Below are 25,319 nucleotides of genomic sequence, written 5' to 3'. Positions count from 1 at the left end.
TTTGGCGATGTGGGCTGATAGAAACCAAAAAAGCACCTGCTTATGATCTTTAATAAGGACCATAGACAGATGCTTTTTCGTTATGATTCAGTTTTTTTTACGGGCGGCTTGCCAGCTACCCATGCTTATTTTATAGGCTTCGACATCATCACGAAAATATAAACGAATGACATGCCTTTCGGAATCTCGAAATTCAAAAGCAGGCTTTAAAAAACCATTTTTAACGGATTGTTGAAAAGCTTTTGTGGACTGTTCAGTGATTTTACGTGCAGCGTTGGTGGTTAGTAAATGTTGATAACCATATTCAATAAATTCTTCCTTATCCATGTATAAGTTCACCTCAATCATACTATAGCATGTATTTGAAGGCGTTAACATGGTATTAGTGATATGTAATGAAATTGTAATAGAGAAGTTAAATAATAAGCATATACATTCCACTAGTGTGATGTTATAATTAAGATATAAAGTAAAGGAGGGAACAACATACTGATAGAAGTGATTTCAAAACAGCTTCAAGACTTCGAATTGATAAAGAAAAAAGCCAGGTTATAAAGTGGAAAAATCCTAGAAAGGGAGGTCATTTGAATGATCGAAAATTTACTACCCATTTTAGCCATGTTACTGTTTTCAGCCTATGCGATACCGCGAGTATGGCGAAGTAGTCAACCAAAGAAAAAAGCCCTACAGAGCGGCCACTCTGTAAAGCTCTATAAACCAACAGCAACTAAATTATACCAAACCTCACATTATGAAGCAAGGAGGCCGTCAAGATGACGTATGAGGAACTTCCAAACTATTGCTTCATTAACTATAATCATCAAGTTAAATTAGTTTTTAAAGATTGCACACAGCTGTATGATCCGTTTACACCAGGTGATATGCATGAGCTTAATGCCAAGTTACAGGTGAACGAGTTAGAAGCTGAAATGATGTGCTTGGCCGTCACCTTTACTGGATTTAGCTATCTACGGAGACATATGATCCAATGTGAACGAATCGCTGAAAGCATGTTGCGGCAAATACAGAAAAGCCAAACACTATTCGCACAGAAAGGAGCCGTTTGAATGAAGTATGAAATTAATGGGGTATTGGCCATCAAAGACCAGAAAGGTTGTAATGTCACATTAGAGAGGATGCATGATGGGAAGTTAAGAAAAGAATTAGCGCCACTATTGAATGAATTTCATGCAGTTCTAGTAACAAAAGAAACGGAATCGCCTTATTATAGTTTTCGTACCTATGTGCCGGATCCACTGCATCTCTATTTAAATAGGAAGAAAAGCCTGGTTCGCATATTGGAAAGTTATGCTTGTTACCCGTTATTACTGTCTTATTCCGAACGAAATACAGAAACGAATCATATGACAGATATAGATTTGGCAACACCTAGCGATGGAGTTTGGTATTCTTTGAATCAAGAAACAGGTCAGGAGGAAATGAGCGACAAGGAGAATCCGCATTTGATTAAAGAACTACTCTATAACTATTCATATTCGATTCCCTATCACAAGCCCGTTTCTATCGCTATAAATTAATGAAAATATAGGGGGGAGGATTCCCCCTGAAAGGAATTTTACTCATGGAAAAACAAATGTTTACAAACCAAATGAAATTAGAAGATATCAAAGATGAAGCGACTCTTAAAGCGTTTATAGAATTGATTGCACTAATTATTATGAAACAAACGATTCCGTTTTTGTTTATCTACTTTACACTGCTAACGTTAGTATTGTTGTGGACCAATAAGGTGACGATTTTTATCGTGATTGTAGCTACGTTATTAATTATTCTTCATTTGATGATGATTGTTATTACGCTCATTCAAGTTAGACGTAAGAAAAAAGAGCTGTTTTTATAAATACAAAAGTTTTATTGGGCATTAAAGTTGGCCTTTCTTATGAGTCATAAAATTCATATTGGCTGAATAACTGCAAACGTCATAAGCCAAAGAGCTGTTTTGACATTATCAAGTATCCCTGTGTTTCAAATGAACAACTTCCAAAGAAGGGCCGTATTTTTATTTGAAGTGGTTGCTACAAGGCAATTTGAGCTAGATCTAGCAGGGGATTGTGTTATTCATTTAAGCTCAAATCTAATTTAGATCAAAAAAACTTGATTATTTTATTTGTTTTAGTTATACTTCCTTATATAAGGAAGAAATTTTAACTAAAAAATAAGAGCCATGCGCGAACATGACTCTCCAGCAAACACCATTTAAGATGGTGAACACAGCCTATAATCAAGTATAAAGCCACTCAATCTAGCCGGTTCAAAGCTTATGAGTGGCTTTATTTTTTGTCATTTTTACTGTCAAGAATGCTGACGATTAATATTGCAAAAGCAATCATCAATGTCAGTGTTTCAAAAACAGTCACATGCTTATCCTTTCCGGGTAACGCTTGTGAATAACATAAGCACCACCAACTTTCTATCGGAAGAACCGATGAAGCAGGCTGGAACACCACCATAAACTTGTTTGCCAGACCCATTATATCACAAGGGAAATAAGAAAACCAAAAGCGCTTCATATGCGCAGAAAAAATATGGTATACTAAAAATGTGTGTAAGCTGATTTTCCAGAGATTGGTTTTTTGTATGGCAAAATTCTAAGCACAATTGTCTATTTTATTATAAAGATGTTGTAATTGGTATTATAATTAAAATATAAAATGGTGAGGGTTACATAATGGACTATATTATTACAGAAGTACATATTAAATGTTTTAGAAAGCTTACTAATCTGGAATTTAGATTAGGGGGGAAAATAAATGTTATATCTGGTCATAATGGTGTGGGCAAGTCCAGTTTGTTGTCATTAATAGCTTCAGCTTCTGGAACAAGGGACAAAAGAAATGATAGGCGATCATTTCAACCAACATTTGAGGAATACTTTGAGATAGATAATGATGAGAATTATTCAACATATCAATTGAGTATAGGATATAGAAATGCGGTAATTGACTATCCTTTTTTTAAAAGAGTTGGATTTAAAGATGATTCAAAGGCTGGAAGAGGAATAAGACTTCTACCAAGAACTGCCGTAAGACCTGGTTCAAACATAAAAGTTACGGATGCAAACACAGAATTGAAAAAAAAGTTAAATATTTCTGATTCAGCTAGAGTACCTGTTCCAACAATCTATTTAAGTCTAGCACGTTTATACCCACCAGGTGAGTCAAGTGTAAAAACATCTCAAGTTAATAAAAATGCGAATATTTATCAAAAAAAGTACTACGAAAAATATAAAGAGTGGTATAATGCAGTTCTACCGAATTCAATATCATCTGAAACAGATGATATTTCCATAATGAAAAAGGAACGCACTGGAAATACTACACTTTATATGAGTTTGGTAGATAGTAATGCCAAAACGCAATCGGTAGGTCAAGATAATTTAGGAAATATAATATCTGCATTAGTCGATTTTTATTCGTTATCTCTAAGTGATCATTATTCAGGAGGATTTCTTTTTATTGATGAAATCGAAGCTGCTCTTCATCCAAGTGCGCTGATAAAATTATTTACTTTATTAGATAAATTAGCTTCTGAATTACAGTTGCAAATATTTCTAACAAGCCATTCCTTAACAGTCCTTAAAGAGATAATTAATAAACAAACCATGAATCCAGATTTATATCAACTAGTCTATTTAAAGGGGATTAGAGATCCTAACGTAACAAAATATATAGATTACGAAACGTTGAAGTCAGATTTATTTAATGAAGTACAAAGTATTCAACCTAAAATCATAATTTATTGTGAAGATGAGCTTACCGAGAAACTGTTTGAACTTATTGTTAAGGTTGCTGTGCAAAAAGACCTTATCAAATTACCAGAACATAAGATATTTTCCCTTTCATTAGGGAAAGATCAATTGGTAAAATTGCCTTCGTTTGATCCTTACTTTAACAGTGTACTAATAATTTTAGATGGTGATGCTAAGTCTAAATCTCCTATTAAAATAGAAGAATGGGTACAAAATAACGAAATTGAAAAGAGCCTGACTCCTAAGAAACTTGGGCATAACATAATCTCGCTACCTGGTTTTATGTCACCTGAAGGTTTTTTGTATAAGATTATATATATGTACTGTAAGGACTATATAAAACATCAAAATTTTTGGCGGTCACTTGATAGTGATCCTGATTTATCGAATTATACTAGTGACCGTGTAGAGGAAATGTTCATTATAGATGATGAAACTGTTAATTTGGATAAATTGAGACCTCAATCAAAGGATATGATGAAATTTTGCAGCAAGTCTAGAATTTTAGAGGATTACTTTAGTGATGATGAACATGTTGAGGAGTTAATTCAGTGCACTGATAAATTGAAAAAGGCTATAAACAATATTTCAAAATCGATAAAATCAAGACGGCTATAACTTACGTGTGAGGTGATAATTATATGCCAGTAACTAAGTCTCCTTTAAGATATCCAGGAGGTAAAACTCAACTATCCCAATTTGTTAGAAATTTAATAGAAGTAAATGAAATTTCTAATACTACTTATATAGAACCATTTGCTGGCGGAGCTGGTGTTGCTCTAGAATTGTTGTTTAATAATACAGTGGAACATATAGTGATAAATGATTATGATAAATCTATTTACTCCATATGGCATGCAATTCTCAATCAAACTGATGATATTATCCGTCTTATAGAAGATACGCCTGTTACTATTAATGAATGGCATAATCAGCATAAAATTTATTTAGAATCAAAGAAATATATGAACTCACTAGAAGGTGGGTTTGCAACACTATATTTAAATCGTACAAACGTTAGTGGGATAATAAATGGTGGTCCAATGGGTGGAAAGAATCAGAATGGAAAATACAAGTTGGATTGTAGATTTAATAAAAAAAACCTAATAGAAAAAGTCGTAAATATTGCCAATTATAAAGATAAAATTACAATATTTAGGAAAGATGCTAATAATCTAGTAGATATAATTCTAAATAGGTACAATCCGGAAAATTGTTTCATTTTTTTTGATCCACCGTATTTTGAACAAGGCAAAAATCTATATTTGTCCTTTATTCAGAAAAGCGACCATAAAAGAATGAAAGATAGTATCACTAAGTTAAATGATTATTATTGGATGACCACGTACGATAAAAATCTCCATATAGCTGATATATATTCTGATATTAAAAAGAAATACGAATATAATCTAAATTATTCTGCAAACCAAAAAAAAGTTGCAAGAGAGTATCTTTTTGCCAGTAATAAGACCAAAGTAGAATCATTTGGTAAGGTCGAATTGTTTCGTATTTAAGCATAATGTATAATTAGGTCGAATATATTTCACAAATTTGTTCCGACTGGTGGGCGTCTCTTTCAGACGCATAAACATTCAGTTGACATAACCTATCTTAGCGGAAGTAGTGTAAATAAAAAGCGGTCTTATCACGAGATAAGACCGCTTTTTTGTGTGCGTTTGGACGGGTTTAGGCTGAATAAAAGCGCTACTTTTTATACATTGGCTACAAATGGATGTTTTCATTTTGACAAAAAAGTTCTTTTTGACCAGTTTGGTGTATAAAATCCTGTATAGAAGAAGTTGATGTAACAAGCGTACTTTGTGAAAATATAGTGGCCGATTTAGATAATCCCAATCAGTCATTTGAACTATAATTTAGGTTTCGAAGAGAAGTTCCTGGATATAATTCAACTGAAGTATTTTGTTGTACAGGGGCTTCTTTTTCTTTTAATTCATGTTCAGTAATTCCCATTTTCTTATCTAAGCTGCCGTTGGGGTTAAAACCAAAAACATCGGTAGTGTTATTATAGCTAAGAGTATAGTAAAAAGAAAAATTTTTACTATTAACATAGCCATCCACATTTATATCTCCTAAAGGTGTGATTGATACCTTGGTAAATGTTATTTTGTTAACAAAATGATTATAATCTACAGCATGTATTTGCTTTGTCATAGTAGGTTCCATTTCTTTAGCAAATTGTTCAGCTTTGTCTTGATCAGACATTTCCCCATCCCCTTTACTGCATCCAACTAATACAACTAGTAAAAAACATGCTATAATAATGATGTATGTTTTTTTGTACACAAGCCATGCTCCTTTTTTAAAAAATTATACCATAGATAACAGAAAGGATGAAATATAATGGTGTTGACTGATAGGACTGCGAAGGATCTTGCACAAAGCGCTTATCGAATTCAAAACTTTGAAAAAGAGACTACCCGGATAAAGACGCAGAGTGGTGAAACGTATTACATTCTTGACCAGATGAATAAAAATGGTGTGAATGCACTTACTTTGGGATCAAAAGAAGACTATAAAAATTTACAGGCTGGCCACCCTGAAAAAATTAACCAGGCTATTGTAACTTTTCGAGGATCTGAACCTTTGTCACTTGATCAAATTCTTCAACATACTGGTAATGAAGGATTGAATAACGCTGGAAAAACAGCTGGTGGGGCTGTTGTATTTGGAAATGAGGTTAAGTATGATTGGGTGGATAATGATTTAAATTACTTAATTCGGAAACAACCATTTGATGACGGACAAGAAAATGGCTTTACCATTGCTTCCAATTATGTAACACGTTTACATACTTCTATATTTAAAAATGCTCAATTCGATGTTGTAGGCCATTCCTACGGAGGATCTCAAGCGCAGTACGTCCTTACTACACATCCGGAAATCGTGAACCATGCGTATAGCTTAGAAGGTCCCAATATTTATCCTTGCTTGTCTAAAGAACAACAAAAGTTGGTGAAATCTGGACAATTAAATACGAAGTTAACCCATTATTTGAACATGACGGATGGCCTTGCTCGGTTAAACCGGGATGAATTTGCTTTTGGAATCAATAAAATCGTTTACGATAAAAATGCCAACTTTGAGTTAAAGCACCAGGATGCGAAAGCTTATTTAAAAGCACATCCTATAAAAGGGCTGCTGCAGGGAAATATGATGAAAATCAGTACCTATGAACAATTAAATGCTATGTTAAAGGCCGTTAATCCCAGTTTGTCGTACATGATGTTGTTTACATTTGCTGATCATAACCTAGATCGTTATCAATTTGAAAAAAACGGTTCGGTTAAGTTACTTTCAGATCAGTCCTTTAGTATCGAAAATTTGGAACAGATGAAAGATTATCTTGTCACATCTGGTGTAGGGCAATATTCAGCGCCTTTATTACTGATTCGGGGAGAAATTTTATTAAATTCGGCTAAGCGATGTGAAAGTCGCTGTGACCAGATTATTCGACAACTTGAACAAAAGATTCAAGAAATACCAGAAACTACTCATGTAATCACACGAGAGGCGAAATCATACTTTGAACGATTAATGGGCTATGGTGATTTCTCTGAATTACATATTGGGCATGTAGATGCCTTCCATTCCGAATTGGAAATAGAACCTGGCCGATTTTATAAACAAAATGAGATAGAAACAGCAGAAGAAGCGGTTTTATGGATGAAAGAAAAAACTGGTAATTATGTGGATCAGATTCGAAGGCTTGCTCATGAATTTTTAAAGTTAGATGAAGAATTGGCCCAAAAGATGGATTTGAGGTGATGACAGATGGATTCTATGAAAAATAAACCGGATTTAACGCAATTATCCCCGTTTCAGGCTATTCAAACAGCACGAGCTAATCATATGCCCCTTCCACCAGAATTAAACATGCAGTTGCGACAAGCCAGAGAAGAAGAGCAGCTTTACTATCTGAAAAAGCGCATGTTTCAATATTACCCGTCTGTGCTACAAGACTATGAGCGTCAAGTGAAGCTTGATGTGGAGAGATGTTTTAATGAGTGGCAGGATGAAATCGAGCAGTGCACGAAAGAAGTCAGTGAAAACAGCAAAGGGAAAGCGAGTGAACAGCTGGGTTTAGAAGGAAAGAATATTGTTCAGAAACCCCATTTAAGAAACGATGTTGAAAAAGCGCATGAGAGCGTTGCATTTAATGAAGAGATTGTTTTACAAGTTCCATCACATCCTTTATTGCCGTTGATATAGGTACTCTTTGAATAATGGAAAAGCAAAGAGCCTTGGAAATGAATCCAAGGCTCTTCTTGTAAGCTGTTTGTGAATTACTGCAAGTTGTCTTATTTCCGTAAGACAGGACTAGAATAGCGTGTTTGTTTGAAAAAAGCAAGTGAAATTTGGACAAGTATACTCGGTAATGCGAGGTTGGCGATTGAAGAAATCAGCAAAACAATCACTTCTTTCGGGAAAATATAGAAATATAGATATAAATAAATATAGATATTTCTATATTTATTCTGTCATTGCTTTAAATTTTCTCCTTTGTTCTGGTGTGAGTTCATTATTTACATAAGTATCAATCAAAAGATCTATAACCTCATAATCAAATTTTGTTTTTGTGATGTTTTTAAGAGCTTGCAGCTCTTCTTTTGTTTGGAAAGAAGTTTTTATAGTACCTTCTTGATTTTTAAATTTTAGACTTTTTTTTGTTGTTGAAGACCGTTGCTTTATATTTGATTCAGAAGTAGGTTCATTTGATAGCTTACTTTGATCATTGTATGCCTGTGTAGGTTGAAAGTTCCCAGGAACCCTTTTTGCTGTATTTAGTAAGCCTCGACCTTTATGTGTAGACATATAACTTCACCTTCTTAACTTTATTGATTTTCAAAATAATTTATTCTTTCTAATAGTTCATCACTAACTTTATTATATAAAGAAATAACTTTTTCATCATGGCGATCTTTTTCAGTAATGCCATTTACATCAAACCTTTTTATCCTTTCCATTTGAGGAATAATTGTTTGAAATAAGTTATCTTCACCAAAGGTATCTTTTGCTACTTGCATTACATATTGATCAACAGTGCCGTTGTTTTTATGTATTACAGGTAGTACACCAACTACTTCTAATCCTAGATTATATTCTTGATTTAAATTGTTAAGCTCTTGAACATAGCTTTCTGCCCCACTTAAAGAGCGTTCATGAGTCTGGAGAGAAATCACAACATAGTCTGAACAAATTACTGCATTTCTAGTTACTGCTTTTGACATAGGTGGAACATCAATCAAGATGATATCATATTTGGATTCTAATGGTAGAAATAAGTCCTTTAGATAGTAATCTTCTTCTTCTTTTGTGAGAGTATTTTTATACAAAAATTTAGGGAAGTCTTCGAAATCAATATATGAAGGTAGCAAAAATAAATTCTCCATTATTTGAACTTCAAGACCTTCAATTTTCTTTTCTGAAATACCAGTCATTAATGTTTTTTCAATTGTAACAATTTCATCAGGATATAAACCCGACTTTGTTAAAAGTAAACTTTTGGTAGCGTTACTTTGTGGATCTAAATCCAATACAAGTGTTTTTAATCCTTTTTTTGCAAGTTCATAAGCAAGTAAAACAGTATTTGTTGTCTTCCCAGCCCCTCCTTTGTAATTTCCAATAGTCAAGACAAGCGATTTTTTTCTGTTTTTTAGAGAATTTATTATTTCGTTTCGGTTCTTTTTAGAGAGTGACATATAATTTCCTCCTAAATTTCTATATATAGTTATATCTAAATATCTATATTACTATATTAGTATAACTCTTCCATTGATAAATATCAAGTATCTAATAAATATATAAAAATAAAAACAATTGGCTTAAAATCAACTGTTTAACAAGTATTTAATATAGATAAATAGAAATATAGATAAATAAATATTAGTAAATATCTATATTTTTATAGATAAATAGAAATATAGATATTTACTAATATAGTAATATCTATAAAGATTAAAGTCGTTTCAAGTGAGGGGTTTACAAAAAAATAAACTTGCTGTATGTTAATAAATAGGCAGCAAGTTAAATAAAAAAGGAATCGTTAATTTATACTTTGTATTGGCGTACAAAGTATAAATTCAATTACACAAAACAACTTGTGTAATCCTAGCAACCATTCCCAAATGCGATATAATTTTTTTGAATAAATTTGATAAAAAAATTATAACACATTTAGGTTTATTTGACAATGGCTAAAAACGTTGATGCAAAGCCATTTGAAAAACTTTTTTTCGCTAGGGGAACGATGAGTTTCTTCCTATGCGGATATTGTCCAGTCTTGAACAGGACACGACACTTCCGAAAGGGAAGTAGCCGTGTCCTTTTTGTTGTGTAAAAAAAAGAAGGGAGCCAGGTATGGTATGTCTTACTCCAGTGAAGTCATTGATTTATATACCTATTCATCCGTGATTCATACGGTCGTTCACGAAGGCATCACAGCTTTTTCGAAAAAAAACAGCCGTGGTGTATTAGCTGTTCAACAACATTATGCAGCACAAGAAGCAGCGAGTGCTCATCGCAAAGGCGTTCAGTTTGTCGTGCGTCAAAAAGAAGATTTGCAACGTCGACAAGGCGTGCGTGGATTTATTGTGACAAGTCAAGAAGCGCTGATTCAAGAAGTGAACCAGTTTACACACTGGACGCCCAACGTTTATCGATGGGGGACTTACACAGATAAAGCACGTAAATTTGTGAAAGGCCATGCTGAAGAGAACTTACAACAAATCAATACCTATGTCATTGATGTGGATACTCTGCAAGTGGATGTGGCTCAAATGATTATGGCATCGATGAAAATCTTGAATCAAACGCCGACGCTCATCCTTCAGACCACACATGGTTTCCAGATGTATTTTGTCTTAAAAAATCCAGTCTTCATTAGCAACTCCCACAATTTTAAGAGCCTACGTGTGGCCAAAAAAGTGGCGCAAAATCTGAAGCATGCGTTTGCGGCGGAACTTCCACATGTTGATCGTGGTTGCAATGACTTCGGTTTCTTTAGAGCGCCAAACTTGTATAATGTCGTTTTTGAAAGTTTAAGTCATACATTCGACTATGCCAATCTCATGTCATGGTCAAAGATATACAGTGACAAGCATGACCGTTCTCACTTGCAGATTGTTCAAAAGCCTGAAAACATATTGAAAGCAACAAACCAAAAATGGTTTACAAAATTGATTCAACTCACGAATATCCGTGGTCGCCAAGGACAATATGGCCGAAATAACGCGCTTTTCACCTTGGGACTGGCATGCTATTCATCTGAAATGAGCTACGAAGAAGCCTTTGATTTACTCGATGAATTCAATACCAACCTGAAACAACCGGTCTCCTTGCGCGAAATGGAAAAAACGTTAAAAAGCGCGTATTCTGGAAAATACCAGGGCGCGAATTTAGAATTTATCCAAGGTTTACTAGAAACGTACGATTCGGGAGACGAAATGGAGCATTCTGCGGCATTTATCTTTCATAAGCAAGGTAGTCGTGTATTTCGGAAGCATAGAAAAGCGCGAGAAAACAGAACCTATTCTCATTTCGAAGAATGGGAAGCAGATTTAGAAGAATACATCTCAAATCAAATTTTACATGGCCAAACGTTTTTAGAAAAATCACAGCGTGAATTGGCGGAAGAAACCAAAATCCCTTTGGCCACGTTAAAAAAAATATTAAAGGCGTCCAAACGGATTATCCACAAAGTGGAAGGGAAGGGACGTTATGCGGTGACGTTGATATCCACGAATGCGATTGTGGTAGAACAAGCGATTCGTCATGCTATGAACAAAACACGCCAGGAAAAAGAAAAGTATAGGACCTTTTTGGCCACTTTCACAGAAAGCGTGTCATTTATTTTAGAAAAATTAGACGCAAAAACCTCACAATCAGAAGCTCATAACGGCATTTTGAGAGGATTGCCAGAAAGGGGTAGTGACGGTCAAGAAGTGTGGAACTTGCTGAAGAACACGTATGAAACAAGACGAAAAGCCAATCTAGGCACGATGGGCACAGGCTAAAAGTTAATGGGTTCGATTGCCAATTACTTAATTCTAGTTACGTCACCTTTTTGTTACGGGTGTATCTGAAATAATTATAATCTAGTCTATTTTTGATATAGGGCTCTGGGGGAGAGGTATGCGATGGATAGGTGGTAGTTGGCACAGGGAACTTATGGGTAGTTTAGGGTATGAAGCGCATATGCACCCTATAGATAGTTTGTTTTGGTGGTCATTTTTGCATTTTTTTAAGATTCGGGTACAATAGATTGCGTGAACGAACGAGACAAAACGGAGGGAAAATGATTGAATACGCGAGAATTGAAAAAACAAAAACGCACGGTGATGTTGGCGTTGGCACAAGCCTATGAAGAACACGATGCGTTGCAGATGTCACATGCGGCAGGGACTTATTTACAATGTGCGGACTGTCAAAAAATTATGGAGTTAACGGCAGAGTCGCATCGTTTAGAACAAGAGGCTTTAGGTGGTCTAAGCGAAGAAAAGCAAGTGGTTGTCCAGACTAAAAAAGATGTGAATGAATGGGAACGAGTTCATGATTTTATCGAGCATTTTACCATCCAACAATATGCGTATTTCCGAAAATCAGGCATGATGGAGAAAGATATTCAACTCCAGTTAGATATTTCACCCGATATTTTTCGTTATTGGAAAGCAAAAAATAGGATCCAAACATACCAAACGAAGATTTATCGAGTTTTTGATCAGAACAATCTAATATATTTCTATCGAGCTATAAGACAAAAGGATTTAGACTATTTACTTAAAAAAGATGAGATTAAAGCATCTAAAGTGGACGAACTTGAAGAAGAATTATGGTCTAGTGTGTACATCCCTTTAAGTGATGGTGATTATACCACTTTAGAAAAATTGGTGGAGCAAACACCTGTTGGACATCTTACAACTTTAGAGCCTGTTATGGCTAATACTCATATTCCACAAGTTTGTTATCCAAAAGGGTCGTATGAAGTGCTTGAATTCACAGGAGATAACGTGGGAATAATCCAACTATTTCTCAAAAATAAAGAAACTACTGTCATAGCGAATCGACCAGGAAAACCAATCCAAGTACATCAAAAAGGAAAGCCACAGATGTCAATCAAAAAAGGAGACTATGTAGTCCGGTCACCCAATCGAGATTGGCAGGTATATACTAAAAAACAATTTTTCCAATTATTTGATGTGAATCAGACGTTAAGTTTTGTTGAACAGAATGGAAAGGAGAAAGCGTAATAGTTTTAGTAAAAAAAGAGTAGATTTGTATACAAAAAAATTAAAAAAAAGCATGAAATCTGTCATTTAGGGCAAAAATCGCAGTTTCTGGGGTATTATATGTTTTAGCTGTTTATTTTATGTTAAACTATTAACAAGTTAGTTATAAACGCAATGAAAGGGGTTACAGTGTAGATAACTAATCTTAAAAAGGGACAACATATAAACAAAAAAACGCATTTTTCAAGATGTGCTGGATAATAGTTTGTTTGTTTCTCAAAAGATGGAGATGAATTACCATGAAAGGCAAGCAATTTTACGGGCATGTGTATCTAGGTGGCGGCGAAATTATTACTTTTGACACAAAAGAGTTGATATAATTAAATATCAACTCTTTTTTTGTATTAATATCTGCCAATCAGACATATTATCATTCAGTATGCTGTTTTTTCCCTTAGTTACTTCATGATTTTGTAACCCTTGAAAACTCTCGGTGGCAAGTCTTCGTCCTAGAGCTTCATTTCCTGTGACAAATTCAATTTCTGCCTTACGATACATGGCATCATAATAAAGAACTCGATCTCTATTAGGCAATTTTTCACTTATTTCCAGGGCCGCATCAACATATTGACCGCCTTCATGAAGATGATTATTTTCTTTTAAGCCAAAGACTGCATTTAAGTAAAGACGAGCAAGATGACCTTGTGTATCTGGATAAAATGGCGCTAAACGTTTGAAGGAATTAGCTAACCGATTAACCTGAAAATGAATATCAGAAGAATCAGGGAGTGAGAATATTATGCTCGATAAGGCTAAGGAATCCCAGTAGTAAAGTTCATCTTTGTTTTTTAGTGATAACCAAAGTGGTTTCACATACAGAAAGGTTTCTGCGCGGTCATCTGTTTTTGAGAATTGATACAGGCCTTGTAAACTCTTAAATAAATTTTCAATTTCTAAATCATGATGGGTTTTCAAGTATTCAGAACTAAACTCAAAAAAGGAATGAAAACCTTCTTCATTCAAGGTACTTTGAACATTTTTGAAAAGTTGAAGAATTTTCCGGCGTTCTGAAACTTTAAAGTCTTCATGAATCATCATGAAATCGCCGACTTCCATAAATAATCTATTTACAATTTGAAAAAAATTTTCTAGCGAAGGAATGGTTTTTCCTGCTTCAATGCGACTATACGTGGCACGAGGGATATCGCCAGCAACTTCTTTTTGTGTAAGTTGCTTATTTTCACGTATTTTTCTAATTGTATCGCCAAGTCCATCCAAATTATGAATGTTTTGTGACACTTTTATCAACTCCTTAGTTAGGAAATGTATAAAATACACATTATATTTTATAATGTCTCACTAATGAGACATTGGCAAAAAAATAGAATGGCTTAAACGCTCACTTTTTAATATACAAAAAAGTTGGTTATGTGCAAAAGGTCTCACCAATGAGACATTCTAGAGAATTGCTAGGAAAAATATAAATATGTGCTACAATGTATGTGTAGGATATAAAAAACACAAAAAACTTACGTTGAATACGGGAGGTAGGACTAAATGTTCTTAATTTTTAGCTTTTTGGGTACACGTACTCAAGGCCATGTATTAATTGGTTAGACATTTATACTTAGAATCTAATATTTATTTGACATTGATTTCACAATAGGGTAAACTCATATGCGAATTCAGTGACAAATAATATACAAATAGGCGAAGCACACAGGTCAATTAACTTGGCGGAAAATTGACGATGTGCTAGGAAGGTAGCCCCTTCCTCACCTGTACTCTTAATCCGACTTAAGAGACGGCGCCTCACCAAAGGCTATTGTATCATTTTATTGATGGTTTCGCCACAAGAAATGAGAATGATTTCTGATGTTATCAATTGAGGTAATGCTACAGAAATATTCCACTTTTTTGAGGAATGTAAACGTCAAAAATAATGCAATAACCCTTGGCGAGCGTCTTCTACTAATGTAGGAGGCGCTTTTTTTGTTCGCTGAATTCATTTGAGCTGTTTACATACTAAAAACTGGGAGGAAGATTTAGGTGAAAACAAAAATTTCAGATAAACGCAGGATGAAATCAATCAATGAGCCCATGGAACATCGATTTATCAAAAGTAAAATGAAAAAAAGAAAACCAACCTTGCAGCGTTTAACACAAAAACAGTTAGAAGAGATACAAATAGCAGTTTTTATCAAAACTTTTAGTGGTGAAAAATACCTTTATCTGTGGGATCGACTTTCTGCGAATGGTATTCCTAACGCTGTAGATCTCAATACCTTACAACCAATAGCCTTAAAAGATATATATTATGATATTCGACACGTGCGAATCGCTGATACGACAAGTGAGAAACATCAAATTATCGCAAGGCGAAAACAAGCTGATGCCGACTTGTTAGTTATGAAAGGGATGCGACATTATGTGATGGTTCCTCAACACTAACTCTTTTCCACGCCAATGAAAAAGAAACAACGTGCTCGGACATTTGTCGAGTAGGTCACCTTAACCTTTTTCAGATTTGTTCTTTCAAAAACTGCATAGTGATTTCCTAATTCGGAACTTTCCCGTTAAACGGGTTCATACGAATTAGCTCGCTTATGTATCAGCACTAGCTAAGTGAGGAAGCGGTTTGAAGGGGATTCCGAAACCTTCGTGCTCTCAGGTTGCCGGACTAGCCATAAACGGAACGTGATTGGATTTCATTGGATTTTGCGACGACATGCACTAGCATCGAGCAAGACAAACCACAATGGAATAGCTGGTCAAGGGTTGGGACGTTTCTGAAGCCTCAAACGTCCAAGTATTATAGTAATCAGTACGGTGAAAGAAATAGGTGAAAATGGGTCTTATCTCCAACTAAAGCCGTGATCGCCTATTTCTTTGACCGTATTGCCAATTCTTTTTCATTGGCGTGGGAAAGAGATTAATTGTATTGATTTAACACAAGAAGTAAAAGTGGATTTATAGTATACTAAATATAAGTAAAGGAAAGGTGAATGAAATGCAGACCATTTTAGAAACAGAACAAAATAAAGTGGTGCAAACACTTCGTAATGAAAAATGGCTATTGATTGAATTGATTTATGGCTACTGTCTTTTTGAAACGGATTCTTCCTTAACGAAAAGTGACTTGGCTGAATATAGTCTCGATCAATTAGAATTTATTGAACAAGCGATTGAAAACAGAACTGCGGTGAAATTAGAAAGGGGAGCATAAACGTGACAAAGAAAAAATGGATCATAGGGATAGGAATTTGTGCACTGCTTATTAGCGGCGGAGTTGGACTCACTCAATATCAAACTCACGCAAAAGCAGAAGAAAAACAGCAAGCTGTGCAAAAAGCAGAGGCGCAATTAGCGCAACAAGTAGAAGCTTATAAAAAAGAAGGAGCTTCATTTTATCTTAACGATAAAAAAGAATTGTTAGCGAAAGATGTGACTGTAAAAGACGTTCAAGCGCTGAAAAGTAAATTACAAAAGCTGGAAGGGAAAGAAATGACAGTCACAACCGCAGAGAAATTAAATACAGCGACAGTAGATACTGCGGATGCGGAAAAAATGATTGCTTTACGTGATCAAGTCAAAAAATTACTTGATCCAAAAGGTGTATTAACAGAAAATGCAAATGTAGCAGATGTTAAGAAACAAGCTAATGAGCTTAAAGACGTGAAGCCTGTTTTTTATGCAGAGCAGAATAAGTGGATTCAACAAGCGAAACAGCAACACGATCAATTAGAAAAAGCTCAAAATGCGGTGGATGCACTCTTTACAGATGCGACAAGAAAGACCATTAAAGAGAGTATCACGCGATCACAGTTTCAAACAGCTTTAAGTGAAAAAAATAAAGTGAAACAATCTAAAGCAAAACAAGCACTCATTGCTGATTTAAATCGTGTCGAAAATTACTTAGTCACAAATGAAAAGCAAAATGAGCAAGCTAATCAGTCAAATCAAGCAAAACAAAAAGCAACAGAAACACAAGAATCACAAGCTAGTTCATCTCAGAATTCAACATCGAGTTCGAAATCTTACAAACAAGGAAGTTCATCAACATCAGAATCATCTCGTTCAGGTAGTAAATCAAATTCTTCAAGTCCGACCCAAAAATCAACTTCAGGAAATACAAGCGGTTCTTCTGGTCATTCATCAAATTCAGCGTCAAATGGAAGTTCTTCTTCACAATCTAGTGATGAATTAACTCCTGGTGACAGTTGGGATGTTGAATGGTCAGATGGTGGATACATCGATGGAGAAGATGGAAATACTTGGGAAGGTGGTTCTTGGTAAAACAAATATAGTAATTAAAAAAGACACTTCAAAATGAGGTGTCTTTTTTAATTTCTCTAAGAAGAAAGGAAATTAATAATGAAAATTCGAGCACCAACTTTTACGTACTAGTACTTTAAAGAAAATAACAATAATTTTGGAGGGTGAAAATGAATAAATCACATAATAAGTGGCTGACATTGGTGTTAGTCGCTTTCGTATTTGTATCTACTATTTTATCTCCTGTACAACGTGTGTTTGCGCAAGGATTAGATCCAAGCCAAATTTTTAGTACAGATGGAGCAAAGAAAACAAATGAAGAAGAAACAGCACTTAAAAAAGGTATTACAAATAAGTTAAGGTCTACAAAAGTAGGAGCATCATCAAAAGTGGTGTATAAAGGTTCTGTCTCGTATGGAGGGAGTACAGTAGGTTATTTTGAAGTTGATGGTCAGCAAGCTTTTTGTATGGAACACCCTAAAAGTACGCCGCCGAGTGGAACAGCAAATGACGGTGGAGGTATTTATAGTAATCCTAAAATTGCATCTGCTTTATATAATGGTGTGACAGGTTCAGGGAATATTTTTGGTTCAGATTGGAGTCGTGGAACGGTTGTAACATCTTTGGTGTTAAGTGAACTATATCTTGGAACATATCAAGGTGGTAAAAATATTCCGGGTTATGATGAATTGAAAGCTAAAGCATTAGCAGAAGATTATCCGAGACCAAATGCAAGTCTATCTAAGACAACAGTTAATACAACAATAAGTGGCACAAATCAAAAAACTGAAACAATTAAATTAAATGGGGAGACAGCGAATAAGTTTTCTTTTACATTACCAAACCAAATCTCCTTCGTTAATGTTACAACTGGTGCGAAACAGACAGGTGGTAAAGTAACCATCAAAGGTGGAGATTCTTTCTATTTAACAGCGCCTTTAACGTATGGTACAGATTATTCTTCAGGAGCGATGACAGGATCACTGAAAGAGTATAGTCCTATTTTATATAAAATGACAAACTCGGCATACCAAACTCTAGGTAAAGGAATTTGGAGAGATCCTTCCTTTACTCTTGCCTTCAAAGCAAATTTTGAAGCTCAAACAGGTTCGATGAAGGTCATCAAAAAAGGCAATGATGGGAAATTACTAGCTGGCGTTGAATTTGAAATCAAAGATACAAATGGTAAATCTATCGCAAAAGGAACTTCAAACGCGAATGGCGAATGGAGCCAATCAAACTTAACGTTTGGGAACTATGTGCTAGTCGAAACCAACACGATTCCAGGATACCACTTGAATAATAAGACGTATCCCTTCACCATTGGCGCAAGTACACAAAATATCACGATTAATGTAGTAAATGAAGCACTAGTTCCTAAAATTCACACCACAGCAACCGATCAAGAAGACGGCGATAAGAGCCTAGAGCCATTGAAACAAGTCTCCATCCAAGACGATGTGGCTTACTCTGGTTTAACCACAGGTAAACAATACACGGTAACTGGTACTTTAATGGATAAAGAAACTGGCAAACCGGTTATGGTGGACGGAAAAGCCGTCAAAGCAAGAAAAATCTTTACCCCAACAACTGAAGCAGGAACAGCAAAAGTTGTATTCACATTTGATGCATCAGTTTTAGCAGGGAAGGAAGTAGTTGTATTTGAATCTCTTAGTCTTGATGGAAAAGAAGTGACTACACATGCAGATATTCAGGACGAAGGCCAAACCGTTGCATTTACAAAACCTAAAATTCAAACAACCGCAACAGATAAAGCGGACAATGATAAAGTGGTGGCACCAGAGAAAAAAGTTACAGTTACAGATATGGTGAAGTATACAGACCTTACACCAGGCAAAGAATATACCGTGACAGGTATTCTCATGAATAAACAAACCAGCAAGGAATTACTGATCAATGGCAAACCAGTCACAGCTACTAAAACCTTTACAGCAAAAACAGCGAACGGTACTGTTTCGCTCGATTTCACATTTGATGCTTCAGCCTTAAAAGGGCAAGAAGTCGTTGTATTTGAAAATGTGACACGTGATAATCAAGAAGTAGCTGTACATGCGGACTTAAAAGATGTTGGTCAAACCGTTCGCGTAGCAAGCCCAACAATTGGCACGATGGCCACTGATAAAGCGGATGGCGACAAAACGCTTGCGTACGATCAAAATGTAACGCTAGTGGATGAAGTGAAATATCAAGACTTAACACCTAACCAAACTTATGACATTCAAGGTACCATCATGGACAAAGCAACCGGAAAACCACTTATGATTGAAGGCAAAACTGTGGTGGCGAAAGGCTCATTCACAGCCAAAGAAGCGAACGGTTCAGCCAAAGTAGAATTTACGTTTAATACGAAAAATTTAGCTGGCAAGGATTTAGTCGTGTTTGAAGAGCTTTATAAGAACAAAGAATTAGTTGCGGACCACAAAGATTTAAACGACAAAGGTCAAACAGTGAAAGTTGCGAAACCAAATATCGTGACAAAAATCATGCCAAAAACAGGTGATGACAATATGGCACTTTACGTAGAATTTGGAGCCATTTTAGTCGCTTTAGCGAGCTTAGTTCTTGTAAGGCGAAAAACCAAACAAAACTAAATCAACGATAAAAGCGTCTTTTAAGAAAAGGCGCTTTTTATTATTGTGAAGAAGGGAGGAAAACAAGCGTGGAATATGGCTATCGCGTGAAATTTCATACACAAACGAAAGCTGTGACAGTCTTAATGATTTTGCCTTATCGGCTTGAAGAGTCATTATGCGCGGGCATTTTAGATGATTGGCTGGCCTTCAAAGTGAACAATGGAGAACGTATTCAATGTCAAATTTCAACGGGCAAACGAAAAGCGTATCGCCCATTACCAAAAGAAAAAATCATCGTGGATCGCGTTAGCGTTGTCACGAAAGTTGGCTTACAACGAGAGCGTCAATCGATTCCCATTGTTAGTTTAAACACATCTGATTTGCATTTTATCAGTAAAAAACGCTTATCAACCATAAAATCATAAAAATAGAAAAGTGAGGAAAATCATGGAAACAAAACATAAATGGAAACAAAAAGTATTAACAGGAGCTCTTGCGACAAGCTTACTTGTCTTACCCTTAGCAGGTTGTGGACAAGCAACTTCTGATTCAAAGGCTAATGCTTCTGAAGCACCAAAAACTGAACAAGTCAAATCAGAAACCGAACATTCGTTTAAAAATGTCAACTATAGCGCTGAACGCTATTTAAGTTATATCTATGAAAGAAAAAGCACCGAAATGAAAGACTTATTAGGGATTGATCGGGAACAGTTCGAAGCGCAACAGCTCCAGTTTTTTGAAGAGAGCGCCGGGAGTGTGACCCCGATTGATAACCCCTTAATGATTCAATATGAGGGCTTTTATGAAGTGTATCCTCCTGAAAAAATCAAAGAAGATTATGCTCAAGCGATGGTCGCTTATTTTGAACAAATTCAAGACGGTTATTCCATTGAGAAATTCGAAAAAACCGATAATGGCGCTGAAGTGACTGTGAAAGTCAAAGGCATTGCCTTGAACGCCTTAGCTGGTCAAGCAAATACCTATTTAGATAGCTTAGTGGGTTTTGATCAACATATGGCGCTTAGTCAATATCCATCGGATTTGACAGAAAAAGCCAATGCGGTCTTGCAATTCTGGGCGATGGGTCAGTTGTATCAACACGGCAACAAAGCCCCAATGCTAGAAGAGCCAACGGAATACACCCTTTTCTTTGAAAAGGACCATGATGGCAACTATAAACCAGGCGATGACGCGATGAAAGAAGTTTACAGTGGCAGCAAGAAAAACACTTACGAAGACGGTAAGGAGATTTAAATGAGTGCGGTTCAACTCCTTAATGACTTCATTCTTTTTTTGCTTTTATGTACATTATGCTTTTGGTTGGCAGTTTGGTTTTAGTCGTGATTCTTATCGTTTTACTTATTCGGAAAATAAGGAAGAAAAGGCTAAATAAAAAGGAGGTAGAGAAGTGAAAAGAATCTTGAAAATAGTGCCGCAAGTTGAATTTTGGTCGAGAATTATGGTTTATATAGGCGGCTTTTTGGGTCTTTATTTGTTCTATCCACCCCTAGTCAAAAATTTTTATACCTATTTAACAACCCATGGCTTTCATGATCCATCATTGAAAGAGACACTTTTTATCATTCCACAAACAGTTATCACAATCCTAGCCTTTTTTGCTTTTTTTCAGATATTGTTCTTGATTCAGAAAATGAGCTTGAGAAATGGAATAGCTGTAGCCACACGTAAGCTTTTAGCCAACGTAGGAAATTTTGGTTTTATAATTGGTTGCCTGTATGCTTTAACTTTAAATATGCAGCAACAAGTTTATATCATTTGGTTATGGTTTCTGCCCGTTCTATTTTGTACGTTCTTAAATAAAATTTCACCAGAAATACAGAAAATAATAGAAAAAAAGCTATGGAATAAACGCAATACCTAAAAATTTTAGGTCAATTAATGAAGAGAAAAAGGAATCATCTTTTTTATATGGCTAATTATGAATTGTTCCACAGAGAAAGGAGGTGAGATCATGATAAGCAAATCTGAGAAAAGCCAAGTAAGTTCCCTTTACAACTTATACTGTGAGGCTTATGGACGTGATGTAAATAATGAAATTCATCTATTAAAACAGAAAGCTTTACAAGAAAATGGCATTACGAAAGAATCACAGAAACTATTAAAAAAAATGATTGAAATGCGAAAAGAATTAAAACAAAATGGAAGGGAAGTGTCAACATTCGATGAAAGCAAAAATACAGTGGAATAAGAGCAAGAATTTGTTGCTAGAAAAGCCTTTCGTATTCAAAATGACGATGGTTTTTTTTAGTGTCATGTTTATCTTACTTATGCCCCAATCTGTTTACGCTGCAAAATCCGTAGGAGATATTACTTCATCTGTAAATACGGCAGGTGAAGGGATGTATGATTTTTTAACGAGTATAGCCTTCTGGGTAGGAACAGCCATGGTGGGATTAGGTTTCTTTATCCTTAAGTTTAAATGGATTGATCGAGAAGGAAAAGGTGGAAAAATCATCATAAATACTATATTTGGGATTGGTGGTCTATTCGCCTCACCACAAATTATTCAATTCGTGATTGACTTGGTGAAATAATATGACTACGTGGTGGATACGTATTGTGGAAGTCCATACACCCCAATCGGAACCAAATTTCTTCATAGGGCAAGAAATGTCATTTTGTGATTTTTATTATAAAATTTCCTCTTTAAATACAGAAATCAAGTTAAAAATACGCTATGAACTCAATCAAACGACCCAAAATGGCGTGAATATCTTGGCTAAATTAACATGGGATAGCAAGCAGAATCTGGATGTTTTGAGCATGATGGCCAATACACTAGAAAAAGCTGTACAACAAAAGTTATATGATAAAAAAGCCAAAAGGAAGCTGTTAGAAGCTTTAGAGGAAGAAATCAATCGTGGAATCGTGGGGCAAACACAACTAGAAACAGATAATCCTTTACCGTATCCACCCACGATAGAAAAAAAAGAACAAGAAGCTAAAATAGTTAAAAATCGTGGTACGAATCCAGAAAAAAAATCAAAATCTAAAGAACCACATTTTAAGATCCAAACATTTTTAGCGCCTATTCAAAAAAATTTCATAGAATTCTTTAAAAAGCGGAGAGAAAAACAGTCACCACGAAAAAAAAATAGAATCCAGAGCACATATCATAGTTGTAAAGAATGGCTGAAAAAACGAAGAAAAAGATATTTACGTTTGCTTTTTGGGGTTAGCATTAGTGTCGTGCTATTGATAGGGAGTGGTTATGCCGCGCATCACCATATCAAATCCGAAAAACCCTCCGCTCAAACACTCCTAAAACAAGGGAAGTATCAAAACATGGCCAAACAATATCCTCAAAGCTTTTGGAAGTGGGAACAGGAGCAAGTTGTTGCTGTTCATACGGAAACGCTAGAAAAGGTTTATCGCGATTTTCCTAATACTACGATTGAACTGGATTTAGCTTTTTTGAAAAAGGAGTATGCCCAAGTTATTCAACTATATGAAACCGAACCTAAAAAGATTCGGCTAAATGCAACAAGATATTCTTTCGCGGCATTCAGTTATATACAAGTAGATGACCTCGCTAAAGCAGAAGAAGTGGCAGCTAAAAGTCAAAATGATACGGTATCTGAACATTTGGCTTTAGCATATTTAAAAGAAGGTCAAATTGAAAAAGCCGAACAATGGAATATAGAAATTCAAAGTGACAAGGTGAGTCAAAAAATAAAAGATTATCAATTGTTAAACACGACCCTTCAAGAAATCAATCAGCATCTAAAAAAACCAGGATTGAGTGAGTCAATTAGGAAACAGTTGATAGCCAATCAAAAGGCCATCCAACAAGAAATTCAGAAAATTAAAGACGGAAAGGATGAAATCTCTTCATGACAGGTAAAGTCAATAAAAAATTACTAGTAGGACTTGTTTCCTTAGGACTTGTAGGCGGTGCTGGAGTAGGTTCATATTGGCTGTTTACACAACCAAATACAGAAACACTCCCCGCAAATTCTACCTCAAAAAATAAGGAAGAAACAACTAAGCCAACTAAAAAGCAATGGGAGAGTTATTTGGACAAGTCTCCTAAGACTGAAACAGAATCAAAAGATGTACTGGGTTCTATTTTATCCCAAGGCAATGATAACGACTCTTTCACAGATTCAACAAACGAAACATCCCAAAGAGAAAGTACTGCACAAATGATTGCTTTTCGTGCGATTGATGCCTTGCCTACCGAAACTAATCAAAATAGTAAGGTGTTATCAACGACATCCGAAAAAGAGTCAATGCAAAAATCAGAGGAAGAAGAAACGCCTACGTACACTCCAGTGATACCAAATCCAGAGCCAATTCCAAATAATCCTGAACCTTCACCTGTAGATGAAGTGCCACAGATTATAACGGATAATCAAGTCATTCATGTAGGAACAATTTTTAATCCTTATCAATATGCCACAGCGATAGACTCGGAAGACGGGGATATTACCAATCGACTGGAAGTCATTTTTAATAATGTGAATCCAAATCAAGTTGGGAATTACACCGTTACTTATCGTGTAATAGATCAGGCGGAAAATCAAGTCGAAATCACTATCACCATTACTGTCACCAACGATGCACCTATCATTCAAGCAAATGATCAAACTATCTCACTAGGGAAACCATTTGATGTCAGACAGGATGTAACGGCAACTGATACAGAAGACGGGGATATGACATCTGCGATTCGTGTCCTTGAAAACACGGTGGATACGCAGGTAGAAGGCGAGTATATTGTCACGTATCAGGTGACAGATTCTCAAGGTGTCTCGACTGAGAAAACAATTCATATTCAAGTGGAGAATGATGCGCCTGTCATCGATGCAAATGATCAAACCATCACCGTTGGAGAATCTTTTGATCCCTTAGAACAAGTCACAGCTCATGATATTCAAGATGGGAACTTAACCCAAGCTATTGTGATTCAAGAAAACAATGTTAATACACAGAAATCTGGGGTTTATACGGTTGTGTATGAAGTGACGGATAATAATGGAAAGACAACGGTACGCACAATTACAGTAACAGTTCAGGAGCCCAATCATGCACCAATGATTGAAATGGAAACTGAAGAGATTACGCTTAACCTCGGTGATACACCAGATTGGTTAGTAGGAGTGCAGGCTTTTGATGAAGAGGAAGGAGATCTTACTAATTTGTTAGAAGTGGATGCCAGTCAGGTAGATTTAACTCAACCAGGTGATTATACAGTTATTTATCAGGTGACAGACCAAGAAGGGCTGACAACGCTTAAGAAGGTAATGGTACATGTAGTTGAATAATAGGAGGTAGAAAAAGACGCGTAAGGGTCTTTTTCTTATCCTCAAAAGGAGGAAATACAATGAGTGTTCCAATATCCGCTATAGAGGCGGTAAGTTCAGAGACTAATCAATTTAAACAATTATTGACGCAAGAAGTCGAAGAGCAAGG

At 35.6% G+C, this 25,319-nt stretch carries 26 protein-coding genes; 20 read left to right on the top strand and 6 right to left on the bottom strand.

Annotated elements, in window-relative coordinates; genetic code table 11:
- Positions 1-87: 87 nt before the first annotated feature.
- Positions 88-327 carry a hypothetical protein gene (locus CFT42_RS13960; protein WP_244169980.1) on the bottom strand — a complete coding sequence of 80 codons (240 nt, stop codon included), beginning with the start codon at positions 325-327 and terminating at the stop codon, positions 88-90.
- 446 nt (positions 328-773) lie between these two features.
- Between CFT42_RS13960 and CFT42_RS13950 the strand changes: the two genes are divergently transcribed.
- Genes CFT42_RS13950 through CFT42_RS13940 form a run of 3 tightly spaced genes read left to right on the top strand, consistent with a single transcriptional unit; the run spans position 774 to position 1,861 of the window.
- Entirely contained in the window at positions 774-1,067 is a 294-nt protein-coding gene (locus CFT42_RS13950; RefSeq protein ID WP_088816445.1) for a hypothetical protein, read from the top strand.
- Complete coding sequence (locus CFT42_RS13945; protein WP_088816444.1) at positions 1,068-1,538, top strand: hypothetical protein; 471 nt, start codon at positions 1,068-1,070, stop codon at positions 1,536-1,538.
- Positions 1,539-1,582: 44 nt separating this feature from the next.
- Positions 1,583-1,861: a hypothetical protein gene (locus CFT42_RS13940; RefSeq protein ID WP_088816443.1), complete on the top strand. Its 279-nt coding sequence runs from the start codon at positions 1,583-1,585 to the stop codon at positions 1,859-1,861.
- 430 nt (positions 1,862-2,291) lie between these two features.
- Here the strand turns inward: CFT42_RS13940 and CFT42_RS15135 are convergent, their stop codons facing one another.
- Complete coding sequence (locus CFT42_RS15135; RefSeq protein ID WP_425268599.1) at positions 2,292-2,351, bottom strand: hypothetical protein; 60 nt, start codon at positions 2,349-2,351, stop codon at positions 2,292-2,294.
- 338 nt (positions 2,352-2,689) lie between these two features.
- Between CFT42_RS15135 and CFT42_RS13935 the strand changes: the two genes are divergently transcribed.
- Together CFT42_RS13935 and CFT42_RS13930 are read left to right on the top strand one after the other, a co-directional pair.
- Positions 2,690-4,387 (top strand): AAA family ATPase, encoded by a 1,698-nt coding sequence (locus tag CFT42_RS13935; protein WP_088816442.1) that lies wholly within the window; start codon positions 2,690-2,692, stop codon positions 4,385-4,387.
- Positions 4,388-4,410: 23 nt separating this feature from the next.
- A complete protein-coding gene (locus CFT42_RS13930) occupies positions 4,411-5,283 on the top strand; it encodes a DNA adenine methylase (RefSeq protein WP_088816441.1) in 873 nt (290 codons plus the stop codon).
- A gap of 340 nt (positions 5,284-5,623) precedes the next feature.
- Here CFT42_RS13930 and CFT42_RS13925 read toward each other — a convergent pair whose 3' ends face one another.
- Entirely contained in the window at positions 5,624-6,073 is a 450-nt protein-coding gene (locus CFT42_RS13925) for a DUF1433 domain-containing protein (RefSeq protein ID WP_088816440.1), read from the bottom strand.
- A 57-nt stretch (positions 6,074-6,130) separates the two neighbouring features.
- On the opposite strand from CFT42_RS13925, the gene CFT42_RS13920 reads away from it, so the two are divergent.
- Both CFT42_RS13920 and CFT42_RS13915 read left to right on the top strand, forming a co-directional pair.
- Positions 6,131-7,555, top strand: coding sequence for a hypothetical protein (locus tag CFT42_RS13920; protein ID WP_088816439.1), 1,425 nt, complete (start codon positions 6,131-6,133; stop codon positions 7,553-7,555).
- 6 nt (positions 7,556-7,561) lie between these two features.
- The gene (locus CFT42_RS13915; RefSeq protein ID WP_088816438.1) at positions 7,562-7,999 is read left to right on the top strand and encodes a hypothetical protein; all 438 of its coding nucleotides are present in this window, start codon (positions 7,562-7,564) and stop codon (positions 7,997-7,999) included.
- Between the two features lie 261 nt (positions 8,000-8,260).
- Here the strand turns inward: CFT42_RS13915 and CFT42_RS13910 are convergent, their stop codons facing one another.
- Positions 8,261-8,602, bottom strand: a complete 342-nt coding sequence (locus CFT42_RS13910; RefSeq protein WP_088816437.1) for a hypothetical protein — start codon at positions 8,600-8,602, stop codon at positions 8,261-8,263.
- Positions 8,603-8,622: 20 nt separating this feature from the next.
- Positions 8,623-9,489, bottom strand: coding sequence for a ParA family protein (locus CFT42_RS13905; protein ID WP_088816436.1), 867 nt, complete (start codon positions 9,487-9,489; stop codon positions 8,623-8,625).
- 663 nt (positions 9,490-10,152) lie between these two features.
- Between CFT42_RS13905 and CFT42_RS13900 the strand changes: the two genes are divergently transcribed.
- Both CFT42_RS13900 and CFT42_RS13895 read left to right on the top strand, forming a co-directional pair.
- Entirely contained in the window at positions 10,153-11,802 is a 1,650-nt protein-coding gene (locus CFT42_RS13900) for a primase C-terminal domain-containing protein (RefSeq protein ID WP_088816435.1), read from the top strand.
- Positions 11,803-12,087: 285 nt separating this feature from the next.
- A complete protein-coding gene (locus tag CFT42_RS13895; RefSeq protein ID WP_088816434.1) occupies positions 12,088-13,035 on the top strand; it encodes a hypothetical protein in 948 nt (315 codons plus the stop codon).
- A gap of 366 nt (positions 13,036-13,401) precedes the next feature.
- Here the strand turns inward: CFT42_RS13895 and CFT42_RS13890 are convergent, their stop codons facing one another.
- Positions 13,402-14,313, bottom strand: coding sequence for a helix-turn-helix domain-containing protein (locus tag CFT42_RS13890; protein ID WP_159458182.1), 912 nt, complete (start codon positions 14,311-14,313; stop codon positions 13,402-13,404).
- 750 nt (positions 14,314-15,063) lie between these two features.
- Between CFT42_RS13890 and CFT42_RS13885 the strand changes: the two genes are divergently transcribed.
- From CFT42_RS13885 to CFT42_RS13835, 11 genes are all read left to right on the top strand, one after another.
- Positions 15,064-15,465, top strand: coding sequence for a hypothetical protein (locus tag CFT42_RS13885; RefSeq protein WP_088816432.1), 402 nt, complete (start codon positions 15,064-15,066; stop codon positions 15,463-15,465).
- A gap of 559 nt (positions 15,466-16,024) precedes the next feature.
- Complete coding sequence (locus CFT42_RS13880; RefSeq protein ID WP_088816431.1) at positions 16,025-16,240, top strand: hypothetical protein; 216 nt, start codon at positions 16,025-16,027, stop codon at positions 16,238-16,240.
- A 2-nt stretch (positions 16,241-16,242) separates the two neighbouring features.
- The gene (locus CFT42_RS13875; protein ID WP_088816430.1) at positions 16,243-17,310 is read left to right on the top strand and encodes a hypothetical protein; all 1,068 of its coding nucleotides are present in this window, start codon (positions 16,243-16,245) and stop codon (positions 17,308-17,310) included.
- A 149-nt stretch (positions 17,311-17,459) separates the two neighbouring features.
- The gene (locus tag CFT42_RS13870; RefSeq protein WP_088816429.1) at positions 17,460-19,901 is read left to right on the top strand and encodes a VaFE repeat-containing surface-anchored protein; all 2,442 of its coding nucleotides are present in this window, start codon (positions 17,460-17,462) and stop codon (positions 19,899-19,901) included.
- Between the two features lie 68 nt (positions 19,902-19,969).
- On the top strand, positions 19,970-20,308 hold the full coding sequence (locus CFT42_RS13865) for a hypothetical protein (protein WP_088816428.1): 339 nt from the start codon (positions 19,970-19,972) through the stop codon (positions 20,306-20,308).
- 22 nt (positions 20,309-20,330) lie between these two features.
- Positions 20,331-21,137 (top strand): hypothetical protein, encoded by an 807-nt coding sequence (locus CFT42_RS13860; RefSeq protein WP_088816427.1) that lies wholly within the window; start codon positions 20,331-20,333, stop codon positions 21,135-21,137.
- A 154-nt stretch (positions 21,138-21,291) separates the two neighbouring features.
- Positions 21,292-21,765, top strand: a complete 474-nt coding sequence (locus tag CFT42_RS13855; protein ID WP_088816426.1) for a hypothetical protein — start codon at positions 21,292-21,294, stop codon at positions 21,763-21,765.
- A 90-nt stretch (positions 21,766-21,855) separates the two neighbouring features.
- Positions 21,856-22,092, top strand: coding sequence for a hypothetical protein (locus tag CFT42_RS13850; RefSeq protein ID WP_088816425.1), 237 nt, complete (start codon positions 21,856-21,858; stop codon positions 22,090-22,092).
- Complete coding sequence (locus CFT42_RS13845) at positions 22,067-22,438, top strand: TrbC/VirB2 family protein (RefSeq protein ID WP_088816424.1); 372 nt, start codon at positions 22,067-22,069, stop codon at positions 22,436-22,438. Before CFT42_RS13850 ends, CFT42_RS13845 begins: the two co-directional genes overlap by 26 nt.
- 1 nt (position 22,439) lies before the next feature.
- A complete protein-coding gene (locus tag CFT42_RS13840) occupies positions 22,440-23,741 on the top strand; it encodes a hypothetical protein (protein WP_159458181.1) in 1,302 nt (433 codons plus the stop codon).
- A gap of 179 nt (positions 23,742-23,920) precedes the next feature.
- Complete coding sequence (locus CFT42_RS13835) at positions 23,921-25,171, top strand: immunoglobulin-like domain-containing protein (protein WP_159458180.1); 1,251 nt, start codon at positions 23,921-23,923, stop codon at positions 25,169-25,171.
- Positions 25,172-25,319 lie beyond the last annotated feature (148 nt).

Origin of the sequence: Listeria goaensis, from assembly GCF_900186125.1 — a bacterium.
Taxonomy (GTDB): Bacteria; Bacillota; Bacilli; order Lactobacillales; family Listeriaceae; genus Listeria; species Listeria goaensis.
Note: the sequence above shows the minus strand (reverse complement) of the source record. Positions and strands in the feature narration are given on the sequence as shown.